This window comes from Candidatus Methylomirabilota bacterium (assembly GCA_036002485.1).
Taxonomy (GTDB): Bacteria; Methylomirabilota; Methylomirabilia; order Rokubacteriales; family CSP1-6; genus AR37.
In genome coordinates, this window is record DASYTI010000022.1 from 1 (window position 1) to 14552 (window position 14552).

At 66.7% G+C, this 14552-nt stretch carries 11 protein-coding genes and 1 rRNA gene; 2 read left to right on the forward strand and 10 right to left on the reverse strand.

Going from position 1 to position 14552, the window contains the following annotated elements:
* Positions 1 to 344: ribosomal RNA gene (locus VGT00_02475) — 16S ribosomal RNA — on the reverse strand; the annotation flags it as partial.
* 289 nt (positions 345 to 633) lie between these two features.
* Positions 634 to 1842, reverse strand: a complete 1209-nt coding sequence (tyrS, locus tag VGT00_02480; GenBank protein HEV8530263.1) for a tyrosine--tRNA ligase — start codon at positions 1840 to 1842, stop codon at positions 634 to 636.
* Between the two features lie 79 nt (positions 1843 to 1921).
* Here tyrS and VGT00_02485 point away from each other — a divergent pair, with 79 nt between their 5' ends.
* The gene (locus tag VGT00_02485) at positions 1922 to 4066 is read left to right on the forward strand and encodes a PBP1A family penicillin-binding protein (GenBank protein ID HEV8530264.1); all 2145 of its coding nucleotides are present in this window, start codon (positions 1922 to 1924) and stop codon (positions 4064 to 4066) included.
* Between the two features lie 172 nt (positions 4067 to 4238).
* Entirely contained in the window at positions 4239 to 4463 is a 225-nt protein-coding gene (locus VGT00_02490) for a hypothetical protein (GenBank protein ID HEV8530265.1), read from the forward strand.
* Positions 4464 to 4575: 112 nt separating this feature from the next.
* Here the strand turns inward: VGT00_02490 and VGT00_02495 are convergent, their stop codons facing one another.
* The 8 genes from VGT00_02495 to VGT00_02530 all read right to left on the reverse strand — a co-directional run.
* The gene (locus VGT00_02495) at positions 4576 to 6063 is read right to left on the reverse strand and encodes a glycine--tRNA ligase (GenBank protein HEV8530266.1); all 1488 of its coding nucleotides are present in this window, start codon (positions 6061 to 6063) and stop codon (positions 4576 to 4578) included.
* Between the two features lie 293 nt (positions 6064 to 6356).
* Positions 6357 to 7124, reverse strand: coding sequence for a DNA repair protein RecO (gene recO, locus VGT00_02500; GenBank protein ID HEV8530267.1), 768 nt, complete (start codon positions 7122 to 7124; stop codon positions 6357 to 6359).
* 251 nt (positions 7125 to 7375) lie between these two features.
* Positions 7376 to 8284: a GTPase Era gene (gene era / locus VGT00_02505; protein ID HEV8530268.1), complete on the reverse strand. Its 909-nt coding sequence runs from the start codon at positions 8282 to 8284 to the stop codon at positions 7376 to 7378.
* The gene (gene ybeY, locus VGT00_02510) at positions 8281 to 8745 is read right to left on the reverse strand and encodes an rRNA maturation RNase YbeY (protein HEV8530269.1); all 465 of its coding nucleotides are present in this window, start codon (positions 8743 to 8745) and stop codon (positions 8281 to 8283) included. Before ybeY ends, era begins: the two co-directional genes overlap by 4 nt.
* Before the next feature lie 183 nt (positions 8746 to 8928).
* Positions 8929 to 9942 carry a PhoH family protein gene (locus VGT00_02515; GenBank protein ID HEV8530270.1) on the reverse strand — a complete coding sequence of 338 codons (1014 nt, stop codon included), beginning with the start codon at positions 9940 to 9942 and terminating at the stop codon, positions 8929 to 8931.
* Positions 9939 to 11741 (reverse strand): aspartate--tRNA ligase, encoded by a 1803-nt coding sequence (gene aspS, locus VGT00_02520; protein HEV8530271.1) that lies wholly within the window; start codon positions 11739 to 11741, stop codon positions 9939 to 9941. Before aspS ends, VGT00_02515 begins: the two co-directional genes overlap by 4 nt.
* A complete protein-coding gene (hisS, locus tag VGT00_02525; protein HEV8530272.1) occupies positions 11738 to 13006 on the reverse strand; it encodes a histidine--tRNA ligase in 1269 nt (422 codons plus the stop codon). The genes aspS and hisS overlap by 4 nt, the downstream gene beginning before the upstream one ends.
* A 169-nt stretch (positions 13007 to 13175) precedes the next feature.
* The coding region (locus VGT00_02530; protein ID HEV8530273.1) for a hypothetical protein at positions 13176 to 14552 on the reverse strand (1377 nt) is incomplete at its 5' end.

A 14552-nucleotide genomic window follows, 5' to 3' on the forward strand; every position in this document is an offset into this window, starting at 1 on the left:
CGTGTCTCAGTCCCCGTGTGGCTGGTCGTCCTCTCAGACCAGCTACCCGTCATAGCCTTGGTGGGCCGTTACCCCGCCAACTAGCTGATAGGCCGCGAGCCCCTCCAAGAGCGGCAGCTTGCGCCACCTTTCCTCCCCAGACCTGTCGATCCGAGGAACGTATCCGGTATTAGCCCCCCTTTCGAGGGGGTATCCCGAACTCAAGGGCAGGTTACCCACGTGTTACTCACCCGTGCGCCACTAGGACCAACAATGTATTGCTACACCGATGATCCCCGTTCGACTTGCATGTGTTAAGTACGCCGCCAGCGTTCGCTCTGAGCCAGGATCAAACTCGCCATGAAAATCGACAAACTTGAAACCTGGTCCCTAAAAGCCCAACCAAGATGTTGCTTCGGTCGAGCGCAAGGTACTCAGTAGTTACGGATGGTGCTCACACTTCGTCGGTGAGCCAGTAACATATGCGATTTTCAAAGAACGGCGGGGTAATGACCCCATCGAAGAGGTGGAACAGGTCAGCCTGAGTGCTTCCGACCCGCTGCCGTCTCTTAACCCCATCCCGCAAATTTTGCTGGCGGGTAGGGCAAGGGTTGATGATACGGATGGCCCAACAACCTGTCAAGTAATTCCTTTTTAGCCGTCGACTCTTTCCAAAATGAACCGCGCAAATCGGCGTTTCCCCACCTTCAAGAGGCGTGAAATGGCCGAAACAGGAACCGGAGTATTGGGGTCTGACACCCTCATGCCGTCCAGCTCTACGGCGCCCTGCTGCACCTGACGTCTCGCTTCTGAATTGGTAGCTGCGAGACCTGAACTTACCACGATCTTCCAAACAGGCTCGTCCGCGTATGGAGTGGCGATCGTAATTACTTCAACATTTTCAGGTATTTGCTTACCTTGAACCACCCGTGTAAAGTGGTCCTCTCCTTCCTTCGCCCCAGCCTCGCCGTGGTACATGGCAGTGACTGTCCAGGCCAGGCGCTTCTTGGCCTCCATGGGGTGGAGGCTTCGCAGCCCCTGAATCTCCGGCTCCGAGACACGCGTGACGAGCTCGAAGTACCGGAACATGAGATCGTCCGAGACCGACATGAGCTTGCCGTACATGTCGGCGGGCGGCTCGATGATGCCCACGTAGTTGCCGAGGCTCTTCGACATCTTCTGAACGCCGTCGAGGCCCTCGAGAAGCGGCACGGTGAGCGCCACCTGTGGCTCCTGGCCATGGGCCCGCTGGAGATCGCGGCCCACCAGGAGATTGAAGGTCTGGTCCGTGCCCCCGAGCTCGACGTCGGCGCCCAGGGCGACGGAGTCGTAGCCCTGGGAAAGCGGATACAGAAGCTCGTGAAGTCCGATAGGGCGGCCGGCCGCATAACGCTTGGCGAAATCCTCGCGCTGGAGCATCTGCGCCACGGTGAGGAGCGCCGTCTCGCGGATGATGTGCTCGAAGGTCAACGGGGCCAGCCAGGTCGAATTGAACTCCACTCGAGTCCGGCTCATGTCGAGCACCTTGCCGAGCTGCGCCCGGTATGTCTCGGCGTTCGCGCGAATCTCGTCCCAGGTCAGCGGCTTGCGCGTCTCCGACTGGCCGGTGGGGTCGCCGATCATGCCGGTGAAGTCGCCGATGATGATGATGATCTGGTGCCCCAGCTCCTGAAAGTCCCGCAGCTTGTGCAAGACGACGGTGTGCCCCAGATGAAGATCAGGCGCGGTCGGATCGAGCCCGAGCTTGACCTTGAGGGGGGTCGCCGTCTTCACGGAGCGCTCGAGCTTGGCGCGAAGCTCGCCTTCCACGATGATCTCCGCGGCCCCGCGACGGAGCCGAGCCATCTGCTCGTCGACGGGCAAGGTCGGCGCGGAGGATGCGCTCGAGATGATGGGTGTCGCGGCAGGACTCGTCGGGTTCACGTCTGTATAATAGCAATCCATGGCCCCCCCATCGCGAGGGAAACAACCGTCCAAGCTGGCCGTGCGGCGCCGCCGCCGCTGGCTGCGCTGGATCGGCGTCCCCCTCGTGGCGCTCCTGGCCGTGGGCGTGCTCGCCACCGGCGTCTCCGCCTTCTGGGTGCTGGCCATCCTGCCGCGCTCGCTGCCTTCGGTCACCCAGCTCGAGAGCATCGAGCCCAGCGTGGGGTCGCGGATCTACGATGAGACCGACGAGCTCATCACGGAGTTCCACGTGGAGCGGCGCATCTTCGTCCCGCTCGGCCAGATGCCGCCCGCCCTCAAGCAGGCGATCATCGCCACCGAGGACGCGCGCTTCTACTCGCACTTCGGCGTCGACCCCATGGGGATCGCGCGCGCCGTCTACCAGAACTTCCGCCGCGGCCGCATCGTCGAGGGCGGCAGCACCATCACCCAGCAGCTGGCCAAGGTTCTCTTCCTCACCCCGGACCGCAGTCTCGAGCGCAAGCTCAAGGAGGCGGTGCTGGCCGTCGAGCTCGAGCGCCGCTACTCCAAGGACCGCATCCTCGAGATCTACCTGAACCAGATCTACTTCGGCCACGGCGCCTTCGGCGTCGAGGCCGCCTCGCGCACCTTCTTCGGCAAGGGGGTGAGCGAGCTCTCGCCGGGCGAGTGCGCCCTTCTCGCCGGCCTGCCCAAGGCTCCCGCCACGTACTCTCCCTTCGACCACCCCGACGCGGCCAAGCGGCGCCGCGTCATTGTGCTCACCCGCATGGTGGACACGGGCGCCATCAGGGCCGAGCAGGCCAAGCGTCTCGGCGAGAGCGCGCTCAGCCTCGTTCCGCCCGAGCGGCGGCGGACGACCGGTCAGTACTATCTCGAGTACGTGCAGCAGTATCTGGAGGCGCAATACGGGCCGGATCTCGTGTTCAAGGGCGGGCTCCACGTCTACACCACGCTGTCGCCCGCCTTGCAGCTCAAGGCCGAAGCCACGCTGCGCGAGGGGCTCCGCGCCCTCGAGACCCGCCGGGCGGCCACCGCAGGCAAGGACGCCCCGGCTCCGGAGCGACCGGAGGGGGCTCTCCTCGCCCTCGAGCCGCAGACGGGTTACATCCGCGCCATGGTGGGCGGCTACGATTTCTTTAAGAGCGAGTTCAATCGCGCCGTCCAGGCGCGCCGCCAGCCGGGCTCGGCCTTCAAGCCCTTCGTCTACATCGCCGCGCTCGAGGCGGGCTTGACCCCGGCCTCCATCGTCGACGACTCGCCCGTCCAGTACCCGTTCGGCGCCAACGGCAAGATCTGGAAGCCGGACAACTATGACCGCAAGTTCCGCGGACCTATCACATATCAGCAGGCGCTCGAGGAGTCGATCAACGTGGCGACGATCAAGGTCCAGGAGCGCATCGGCGTCCGTCGCACGGTCGACGTGGCCCGGCGCCTGGGCGTCGAGAGCCCCCTGCACGAGAACCTCTCCATCGCGCTCGGCACGTCCGACCTGACGCTCCTGGAGCTGACCTCCGCCTACGGGTCCCTGGCCAATCAGGGTACCTGGGTCAAGCCGACCGCCATCCGCTACGTGCTCGACTCTCAGCGCAAGATGCTCGAGGAAAACGTCCCGCAAGGGCGCCAGGCCCTCCCTCCCGACCTCGCCTATGTCGTGACCCACATGATGCAGGGCACCATCGAGCGCGGCACGGGACAGGCGGCCAAGGCTCTCGGGCGGCCGGCTGCGGCCAAGACGGGGACCACGAACGACTACTCGAACGCGTGGTTCATCGGCTTCACGCCGCATCTCGCCACGGGCGTGTGGGTGGGCTATGACAGGCCGCGGAGTCTCGGGAAGGACGAGACGGGGGCGCGGGTGGCGGTGCCGATCTGGACGGCGTTCATGAAGGAGGCGCTGCACGGGGCGCCCGTCGAGGACTTCCCGATTCCCGAAGGTGTCGTGTTGGTGCCGGTGGATCTCTCGATGGCGGGCACGTGCTCGAGGCCGGTCATGATCGCGTTCATCTCGGGGACCGAGCCCAGGAACAACTGCGGGCCGAAACCGATCGCGCCCAAGCCCGAGAGCACCCCCGGGGATGCGGCGCCGCCCCTCGCCCCGCCTGCGGGCGCGGCCCCGACAGCCTCAGGGCCGGTGCCGAGGCCAACCGAGCAAAGCCAGTAGGGCCAAGATGACTGCGGCTATGCGGTTCCTTCGGCGCTCCCTGACGACGGTGATGCTCACGCTTATTGTGAGCGCCCCCACGGTCGCCCCCGCCCAAGACCTTGGCGCTTCGTCTGGCGCATACCTCCGGCCCGAATGGTCTGTTGAGCGCACCCAACCCGGGGGTGCGCATGTGGTGGGCTATCTTTACAACAGTGGTATCAGGGATGCCGCCAATGTCTCGCTGCGCGTCGAGCAACTCACGGCCGGCGACGAATTGGCCGCGACGTACCGCACTCGGGTCATGGGGGATGTCCTATCCCGCAACCGAGCGTTCTTCGACGTGCCGGTGTCCAGTCCGGAGGCGACGTATCGAGTGATCGTCGAGTCGGTGAGCTGGTTCAACGAGTGCCGCTAGGGGAAGCTCGGAGATGCGCGGCATAGCTTCAGCCGCGTAGTTCACGCCTCGTATCACCAAGCCCAGACGCCGGACAGTAAGAGCCGCGCCGCGGGGGCGATGGGTCGCGCGCCTACCCTTCGCTTTTTCGCTCGAAGCGGCTGGCCACGCTGGCCCAGGCGCCGCCACCCAGGAGCTCGCGGAAGATCGAACCGAGGGCGGTCAGGGGCACGCGGATCTGCTCCATGGAGTCGCGGTCCCGTATGGTCACCTTGCCGTCGCCCACTTCGCCCTTATCGCGATCGCCCACTGTCTGCACGTCCACGGTGACACAGTAGGGCGTGCCCACCTCGTCCTGTCGCCGGTACAGCCGGCCGATGGCGGCGGTATCGTCGTAGACCACCCGCCACTGCGTGGCGAGATCGGCGCGGATCGCATGTGCCGTCTTGACGATCTCCTCGCGCTTCTTGAGGAGGGGAAGCACGGCCACCTTGATGGGCGCCAGCTCGGGATGGAGGCGGAGCACGACGCGCTTCTCCCCTCGCACCTCCTCCTCGACGTAGGCATCGGCGAGGAAGGCCAGGAGGGCACGGTCCACTCCGGCCGCGGGCTCCACCACGTACGGGACCACGTGCTCCTTCCGCTCTTCGTCGAAGTACGTGAGCGACTTGCCGCTGAACTTCGCGTGCTGTTTGAGATCGAAGTCCGTGCGGTTGGCGATGCCCATCAGCTCGCTCCAGCCGATGGGAAAGCGGTAGTCGATGTCCACGGTGCGCTTGGAGTAGTGCGAGAGCTCGTCCTTCCCGTGCTCGCGCCGCCGCAAGTTCTCCTCCCGGAGACCATAGCGACGGAACCAGGCGAGGCAGTCCTCGATCCATCGGTCGTGCCAGTACTCGTCCGCCGGCCGCCCCTCGATGGTGTCGTGGGGGTTGACGAAGTACTCGATCTCCATCTGCTCGAACTCGCGCGTGCGGAAGATGAAATTGCCCGGGGTGATCTCGTTGCGGAACGACCGGCCGGCCTGCGCGATGCCAAAGGGGAGCTTCAGCCGCATGGACTGCAGCACGTTCTCGAAGTTGACGAACATGGCCTGGGCCGTCTCGGGGCGGAGATAGGTGACCGAGGCATCCTCCTCCACCGGACCCATGAAAGTCTTGAACATCAGGTTGAATTGCCGGGGAGCGGTCAGCTCGCCCTTGCCGCAGTCGGGACAGAGCGTGCGGCGCGCGCTGCAGTGGCCACAGGGCTCCCCGGCCGGGATGGTGAACTTGTTTCCCTTGGTGGCGGGGCAGTAATGGGTCCACGGCATCTCGTCCACGTGGTCCGCGCGGAAGCGGAGCTTGCATTCCCGGCAATCGACCATCGGATCGGTGAAATTGTCGAGGTGGCCGCTGGCCTTCCAGACGGTCGGATGCATCAGGATCGAGGCGTCGATCCCTACCATGTCCGGCCGGCTCTGGACGAAATCCCGCCACCATATCCGCTTGATGTTGTTCTTGAGCTCGACGCCGAGAGGGCCGTAATCCCAGCACGACCCCGTGCCACCGTAGATCTCGCTCGACTGGAAGACGAAACCCCGCCGCTTGGACAGAGAAACCAGGGTATCCATGGTCACTGACATGGAAACGAGAATACCATGGGGACCAACCTCCAACCCTCACCCTGCTCTCTCCCTTGGGAAGGGAGAGGGATTCTCAAAAACTCTCTCTCATCCGGAGGGAGACTCAAAAATCCCTCTCCCCCTCAGGGGAGAGGGCTGACTTTCGAGCCGAGACGCGGCCCGCTCTTCGAGCTGAGCGGCAAAGCCGCGAGGCGAGGCCCGAGTAAATCCCGCAGGCGTGGCAGTTCGAGCTGAAGGGCGTAGCCTTGAGGTGAGAGCTGAGTGGATCAGCGGCGAGGCGAGGGCTGAGAGAATCAGGGGTGGGGTGTGAGAGTCCGCGCCGTCTGGGCCAGGAAGCGCGACGAGCGCGGGAGATGGCCGATGAGCCGGGTCATGACGCCCTCGAGCAGCGCACGCAGCTCGGCGTCGAGGTCGGCGGCGAGGGGCAGCCTCAGTCCCTCCTCCCATCCGAGGGCGCGGAGGCGCTTCAAGAGCCCCACAGCCGCGCCAGAGAGCGGCATGGCATCGGCCCCGAAGCCGCAGCGTCCGCACAGCAGCCCGCCCGCAATCGTATCCAGGGCGGCCTCGGCGAACGGATACGCGCGCCCGCATTCAACGCAGCGGTCGAGGCGCGGCCGATGGCCGAGCAGATCCACCGCGCGCACCGCGAAGCAGGCAGCCACGCGCGGCGGACGCGCCCCCGCATCGAGGGCCCGGAGGCTCCGGAGCATCAGCCCGAACAGCGCGGGCTGGGGATCGCGCTCCGGTGACAACCGCGCCAAGCACTCCACGACCCACGCCCCCTGTCCGAGTCGCTCGAGATGCTCGCGCACTCGCACGAAGGGATGGACGATGTCGAAGTGGTCCACCCGCACCAGGTCGCTGCGTCCCGTGTCGAAGAAGACGAGCTGGCCCAGGGTGAAAAGCTCGAGGGCGCTGCCGAAGCGCGAGCGCGGCCGCCGCGCCGATTTGGCCACCCCGCGCACCTTGCCGTGATCGCGCGTGTAGAAGTCCACCAGCCGATCGCTCTCCCCGAGCGCGCGGCGGCCGATGACCATGGCCTGCGTGGTGTGGAGGGCCATGGCTATGAAGCTCGGAGGGGGGCTCCGCCCCCTTTCCGAAACCTCCCCCCGACGCAGGGCGAGCCGCAGGACGTCGCGGGCGCACTGCGAGCCGCAGCACGGCCGGGGGCTGGGGCCCCCGCGTGCGAGGCGAGCCCCAGCGGGAAGCCCCGCCGTCCGAGGCGAGCAATCTGAGAACTGCGCAGGCAAAGCCGGCGCTCGGAGCGGGACATTCTTGCTCGCGAGAGGTTGGTCATACTTGGACAACCTCGCTAGGAGGTGAGGAGGAAGCCGAACTCTTTGAGGGCGCGATCGTCCTTGCGCCAGCCCTTGCGCACGGACACCGTGAGCTGGAGGAAGACCTTGATGCCGAAGAAGCGCTCGAGATCCTCACGGGCCGCCGTGCCGATGCGCTTGAGAGCGGCCCCGCCCTTGCCGATCACGATGCCCTTCTGGGACTCGTGCTCCACGAAGATGGTGGCTCGGATGTACAGGCACTCCGGCCGCTTCCGCTCGCTGAGCTCCTCCACGCGGACGGCGCAGGCGTAAGGGACCTCCTGGTGGGTGAGTCGGAAGATCTTCTCCCGGATAGCCTCGGCAACCCAGAAGGTCTCGGGCTGATCCGTCAGCGACTCCCGCGGGAAATACGCGGGGCGGACGGGGAGCGCCGCCACGAGGAGATCGAGCAGACGGTCGCAGTTCTCCCCCGTCTGCGCGGAGACGGGCACGATCTCCGTGAAGGGAAAGGCCGCGCGGCAGGCGGCGATGAGCGAGAGAAGCTTCGACTTCGGGGTCACCAGATCGGTCTTGTTCAAGACGGCGTAGACGGGCGCGCGCACGCTCCGCAGACGCTCGAGCAAGGTCGCCTCGAGCCGCGCGGGCCGCTCCGTCGCGTCGAGGATGAGACAGACCACCTCGACGTCCTCGAGGGCTCGCTCCACCGTCTTGGCCATGAGCCGGCCGAGCTTGCCCGGGGCCTCGTGGAGCCCCGGCGTGTCCACGAAGACGATCTGGGCCTCGGGCAGATGCTTGATGCCGGTGATGCGCGTCCGGGTCGTCTGGGGCCGGCGGGAGACGATGGCCATCTTCTCGCCGACCAGCCGATTGAGAAGGGTGGACTTGCCCACATTGGGGCGGCCCACGAGCGCGACGAAGCCCGCCCGATGTCGGGGCACGGTCACGGGGCCTCCAGCAGGCCGTCCCAGAAGCGCGACGGAGCCTGACGGCCCGCCTCGGCCAAGATCTTGCGCGCGCGCTCGTGCATTCGCCGCGCCGCGCGCGGCTCGTGATCGTCGTAGCCCGCCAGGTGGAGCAGGCCGTGAATCACGAGGAGGTCGAGCTCGAGGGCGACGGCCACGCGGGCGAGCTTGGCCTGTCTCTTCGCGGTATCCGCAGAGACCACGACTTCTCCCAGGAGCCGCGAGGGCCCCGGGGCGTCGAGGTCGAAGGCGAGCACATCCGTGCTCCGGCGCGTGCCCATCCACCGGGCATTGAGGCGACGGATGGCGGCATCGTCCACCACGGCGACGTGAACCTCCCGGCGCGCGCGGCCCAGGGCCCGGAGCGCGCGCTCAGCCGTGCTCTTGAGGCGCGCCGGCGAGATGCGGACACGGCGCTGGAGATTGGCGACGGCCGCCGCCATCAGCCATCCGTTCTCATGTTAGCCCTCTCCCCTCAGGCCTCTCCCTCGGGAGGGAGAGGGGATGGTGGGTAGCCCGCGCGGGAAGGCAGGGGGATCCGCTTCCTCCTTCTCCCGCTCGAGGAGAGAAGGCAGATTCCGACTTCCCCACTCCCCCATCACGGGAAAGGGCAGGGCGGATTCTCATCATCCCTCTCCCCCATCGGGGGAGAGGGCAGGGTGAGGGGGCGAGGACTGTGGCTGCCGCGTGCTGGCGCGGTCGTAGGCGCGCACGATGGCGGACACGAGATCGTGGCGAACCACGTCACGATGGTCGAAGTAGATGAACTCGATGCCGTCGATTCCCTGCAGCACCGTCTGGATCTCGATGAGCCCCGAAGGCCGGCTGGACGGCAGGTCCACCTGGGTGATGTCTCCCGTGATCACCATCTTGGAGTTGAAGCCCAGGCGGGTGAGGAACATCTTCATCTGCTCGGACGTCGTGTTCTGCGCCTCGTCCAGGATGATGAAGGCGTCATTGAGGGTCCGCCCCCGCATGTAGGCAAGGGGGGCGATCTCGATCGCACCCTTCTCGCTGAGGGAGGCGACCCGCTCCGCCTCGAGCATGTCGTAGAGCGCGTCGTAGAGGGGGCGGAGATAGGGGTGGACCTTCTCGATCAGGTCGCCGGGCAGGAAGCCCAGGCGCTCGCCCGCCTCGACGGCTGGCCGCGTCAAGATGATGCGCGAGACCTCGTGTTTGACGAGGGCGGAGACAGCCATGGCCACGGCAAGGTAGGACTTGCCCGTCCCCGCGGGACCTATGGCCACCACGAGGTCGCGGCCGCGCACGGCATCCAGATAGCGCTTCTGGTTCGGCGTCTTGGGGCTGATGAGCTTCCGCCGCGAGGGCACCGCGATGGCGTCGGCGAGAAAGCTCTTGAGATCGGTGCCAGGCTCGGCGCTGGCCACCCGGAGGGCCGAGCGGACATCGTGCGCTCCCAGGGTCGGCCGGGCCCGTAGCATGTCGATGAGCTCGCGCAGCACCTTCTCGGCTTCCTCGAGCTGACGGTCCGCCCCCCGGAGCGTGATGTCGTGGCCGCGCGAGGTCGCCCGCACGTCGTACTGGGTCTCGATGGTGCGCAGGTGCGCTTCGTTTCTGCCCAGCAACGCTAACAGGTTGAGGTCCGGAGGAACGACGATGCGGCGGGTGGCTTCGGTCACGCCGGACCAGCTCCTTCAACGACCCGGATCCCGAGGTCCCGGAGCTGGCGGGCATCGACAGGCGCCGGGGCATCAGTGAGCGGACAGGTGCCCTTCTGGGTCTTGGGGAAGGCGATGACCTCACGGATGGATTCCTGCCCCGCCAGACTGGCGGCCAGGCGATCGAGACCGAAGGCGATGCCGCCCATGGGCGGGGCTCCGAACTCGAGGGCTTCCAGGAGGAAGCCGAAGCGCGCCCGGGCCTCCTCCTTGGAGATGCCGATGAGCCCGAAGAGCCGCTCCTGCACCGACTGCTGGTGGATGCGGATCGATCCTCCCGCGGCCTCCTGGCCGTTGAGCACGAGGTCATAGGCCTTGGCGCGCGCCTGGCCGGGATCCGACTCCAGGAGGGCGAGATCCTCGTCCCTCGGCGCCGTGAAGGGATGGTGGACGGCGTCCCACCGCTTCTCGTCCTCATTCCATTCGACGAGCGGAAAGTCGATGACCCAAGCGAAGACGTCGCGGTCGTCGGGGATGAGCTGGAAGCGCCGGGCCAGATCCACGCGGAAACGGCCGAGCACGGTGGCCGCCACCGCCGGCGTATCGGCCACGAGAAGGAGGAGGTCGCCTGCCCCCCCGCCCGTGAGAGCAAGCAGCCTGTCCTGCACGGCCGTCAGGAACTTCGCCACCGGCGACTGCACACCCTCGGCCGTCACCTTGATCCAGACGAGGCCCTTGGCCCCGAGCTGCTTGGCCTCATTCGTGAGGTCGTCGAGCTCCCTCCTGCTCAGGCCGCCCGCGGACGGGACGCGCAGGGCCTTGACACTTCCGCCTCCGGCCACCGTCTGGGCAAAGGCCTGGAACTCGCCTTCGGCAAAGAGGCGGGAGGCATCCTGCAGCTCCAGACCGAATCTGAGATCAGGCTTGTCAGAGCCGAAGCGCGCCATGGCGTCGTCGTAGGCCAGGCGCGGGAAGGGGCGCACGAGCTCCACGCCCTTCACCCGCCGCCATATCTCGGCGACCATGCCCTCGATGATGGGCAAGAAGTCGTCGCGTTCGAGGAAGGACGTCTCGATGTCGATCTGGGTGAACTCGGGCTGGCGATCCTTGCGGAGATCCTCGTCACGGAAGCAGCGGACGATCTGGAAGTACCGCTCGAAGCCCGCCACCATCAAGAGCTGCTTGAAGAGCTGGGGAGACTGAGGCAGAGCATAGAAGCTGCCCGGCTGCATCCGGCTGGGGACGAGGAAATCGCGGGCGCCTTCCGGCGTCGATCGCGTCAGGAAAGGCGTCTCCACCTCGAGAAAGCCCTCGGTGTGCAAGTAGTCGCGCACGGCTCGGCACACCTGGTCGCGGACTTGAAAGGCTCTCAAGACCGGGGGGCGCCGCATGTCGAGATAACGGTACTTGAGCCGCAACGTCTCCTCGACCTCGCCCTCGTCCTCGAGCTGGAAGGGCAGCGGTCGCGAGTCGTTCAGGATCTTCATCTCGCTCACGCGGATCTCGACGCCGCCCGTCGGAAGCTTGGGGTTTTCCGTCCCGGGGGGCCGGGGGACTACCGTGCCGCGCACGGCCAGCACGAACTCGGACCGGACGCCCTCGACCTTGCCATGGGCGTCCGCCGCCTCTTTCGGATCGAAGACACACTGGGTCAGCCCTTCCCGGTCCCGCAGATCCACGAATACCAGTCCCCCGTGGTCCCGGCGTCTGAAGGCCCAGCCCATGAGGGTGACGATCTGCCCGGCGTCCGCGGCACGCAGGGCTCCGCAGCTATGCGTGCGCTTCCAGCCACCCATGGGCTCCACGCGCGCCACGCTCATTGGGCTGAGTCCTTGCCGGCCAAGGTGACGAGCTCCTCGGCGAGGGCGGCGAAGGGCACGCGGCGCTGCTCTCCCGATCCCATGGCGCGGAGCACGGCCTCCCCCGCGGCGAGCTCATGGTCGCCCGCGATCACCGCGTAGCTCACGCCGAGCTTGTTCGCGCGCTCGAGCTCGCGGGGGAGCTTGCGGCCGCCATAGCCGAGCTCGGCCGCCACCCCCGCCTGCCTCGCCGCGCGCGCCACCGGCATGAGGCGCTGCAGGGCGGCGTCGCCGAGGGGTATCAGGAGCACGAAGGGGCGTGATGAGGTGTCGTCGTCCCCCAGCAGGAGCACCACCCGTTCCAGACCGATGGCAAAGCCTATTCCAGGATCCGCGGGCCCGTCGAGCCGCTCGATGAGCCCGTCGTAGCGCCCTCCGCCGGCCACCGCGTTCTGGGCGCCCAGCTCCGCGGTCAGCACCTCGAAGGTCGTCCGCACGTAGTAGTCGAGCCCGCGCACGAGGCGGGGCGTCACCGTGTACTTCTGCCCCAGGGCGTCCAGGTATTCCCGCACGCGCTCGAAGTGCTTCGCCGCCTCGGGGGAGAGCGAATCGAGGATGGACGGCGCCCGCTCGATGACGGGCTGACAGTCGGGGACCTTGCAGTCGAGGACGCGGAGGGGATTCCGCTCGAGCCGGGCCTGACATTCTCCGCACAGCGCGGCCGCGTGCGGTCGGAGGTACTCCAGCAGCCTGGCGATATAGATCGCGCGGTCCGCGGTATCCCCGATGGAGTTCACGTGCAGGGCGAGGCGATCGGCGAGCCCCAGCTCGCGGAAGAAATCCATCAGCATGGCGATGACCTCGGCGTCGACGGCGGGCAAGGGCTCGCCCAGCGCCTCCACGTTGGCCTGATGGAACTGGCGGTAGCGTCCCGCCTGGGGGCGCTCGTAGCGGAACATGGGACCGACCGTGTAGAGGCGCACGGGCTTGGGCTCGACCTGGAAGCCGTGCTCGATATAGGCGCGCAGGAGTCCCGCCGTCGCCTCGGGACGGAGGGTGATCGAGTCGCCGCCTCGGTCCTCGAACGTATACATCTCCTTCTTGACGATATCCGTCTCGTCGCCGATGCCGCGCGCGAAGAGCTCCGTTCGCTCGAAGAGGGGCAGCCTGAGCTCCCGGTAGCCATAAGCCTCGAAGGTCCGCCGGGCGGCCGCTTCCACGCGCTGCCACTTGCCCGTCTCGGAGGGAAGAATGTCCCGTACCCCCCGCACCGCCTTGATGGCCATGGTTACTTGGCCGATGCCGCGCGGTAGTCAGCGGCCAACGACATGTAGATCTTGGCGGACCGATGGAAGGAGGAACTCAAATCTGAAACCCTCTCCCCCATCGGGGGAGAGGGCAGGGTGAGGGGGCCAGAAGCGATCGGGCGCGATACGAAGACGCGAGGCAGCGACGCTACTCCTGGGGCAGGGTCATGATGACCTGGGTCTCGCCCGAGGTCTTGAGAAAGTTCTTGAAGCGGACGACGGTCGCGATGATGGTCGGCTGGGTGGCGTCGTCGGTCTTGAAGCCCCCGAGCGCGGTGATCATCCCTTCAAAGCCCGTGTCGATGGACTGGAGGCGGAACCCCGCGGGGCCCTTGAACACGATGGCGAGCAGCCCTTCCTTCACGATGTTCTGCGGCACCAGGATCTCGTCGACGCCGTCGCCGTCGAGGTCGAGGGCGAGCGGGTTGGGCTCGATCTTGTAGAAGCTGCTGCGCCCGGAGCCGCTGCTCTTGCCCCCCTGATTGACGATTTGCTCGATCGTGATGGCGCCCCCGCCGACCGCCGAGCCGGAACGCCAGAGGTCCTCGCCGTCAACCGAGACCTGGAGCCGGTTGAACTCGTCGATGAAGGCGAGAGCGCGCACGGCGTCTTTGCCATTGACGCTGGAGAAGGCCGCGCCCATGGGCCGAAAGGAGGAATGCACGCGGACCGCCCTCTCGGTCACGAGCTTGCCGTTCTTCCAGATCATCTGATCGGCTTGGCCCGGAGTGAAGAACTTCTCGGGCGTGTAGCGCTGCGCCCACAGAGTGTGCTTGTACCCCTTGCCCTCGGTGTCCACGGGGAAGAGGAACATATGCAGGTTCTCTGCCATGTAGCGCGGCTTCCCGTCCTTGACCCCCAGGATGAACGAGCTCAGTCCGACGTTCGGGTCGTGGCGAGCGCCCACGACCTCGAACTGTCCGTCGCCGTCGAGGTCCACGAAGTAGACGGAGATGACCCGGCCGAGCTGTCGGACACTGAAGGACCACTCCGCCTCGAGCTTGGTGTTGACGATCTTGTACTGGTAGACCTTCTCTCCGTCGCTCACGACCATCCGGGGGGTCTTGTCCTTGGGCGTCACGGCGACGTCGATGGCCACCACCGCGAAGGGGAACTTCGCCACTTCCTTGAGGGGGATCGAGCCCTCGCCGCTCGAGTAGGTGCCCGCCTCGAGCTCGCGCCCCAGGAGGCGCGCCAGGAGCGAGCGCTGCTTGGCCTGGGGCGGATTGGCGGGGCCGCCCTGGGAGAAGCGGCCGCCCTGCTGCGTCGGTCGTATCGACGGCGGCACGAAGAAGGCCGTACTCACCTCGGGCACGGCCCGCGGGAGCGAGAAGAAGCGCACGTCCATGTACGGCTTGGTCTCGACGCGCTTGAAGTGGACGATGAGCAGATGGTCGACCTTGAACTTCTCGGCCGCCTGCACGAGCCCCTTGCCGTCCAGCGCCTGCTCGTGCGAAATCCCCTGCTGGCCGAGGGCCACCCCGATGGGATCGCCCATCCCGACCTGGAAGCGGCCGGTGCGCGT

Excerpts from the sequence above, each read along its gene's own strand:
- VGT00_02485 (HEV8530264.1), top strand. The coding sequence starts at position 1,922 with ATGGCCCCCCCATCGCGAGGGAAACAACCGTCCAAGCTGGCCGTGCGG.
- VGT00_02495 (HEV8530266.1), bottom strand. The coding sequence starts at position 6,063 with ATGTCAGTGACCATGGATACCCTGGTTTCTCTGTCCAAGCGGCGGGGT.
- recO (HEV8530267.1), bottom strand. The coding sequence starts at position 7,124 with ATGGCCCTCCACACCACGCAGGCCATGGTCATCGGCCGCCGCGCGCTC.
- ybeY (HEV8530269.1), bottom strand. The coding sequence starts at position 8,745 with ATGGCGGCGGCCGTCGCCAATCTCCAGCGCCGTGTCCGCATCTCGCCG.
- aspS (HEV8530271.1), bottom strand. The coding sequence starts at position 11,741 with ATGAGCGTGGCGCGCGTGGAGCCCATGGGTGGCTGGAAGCGCACGCAT.
- hisS (HEV8530272.1), bottom strand. The coding sequence starts at position 13,006 with ATGGCCATCAAGGCGGTGCGGGGGGTACGGGACATTCTTCCCTCCGAG.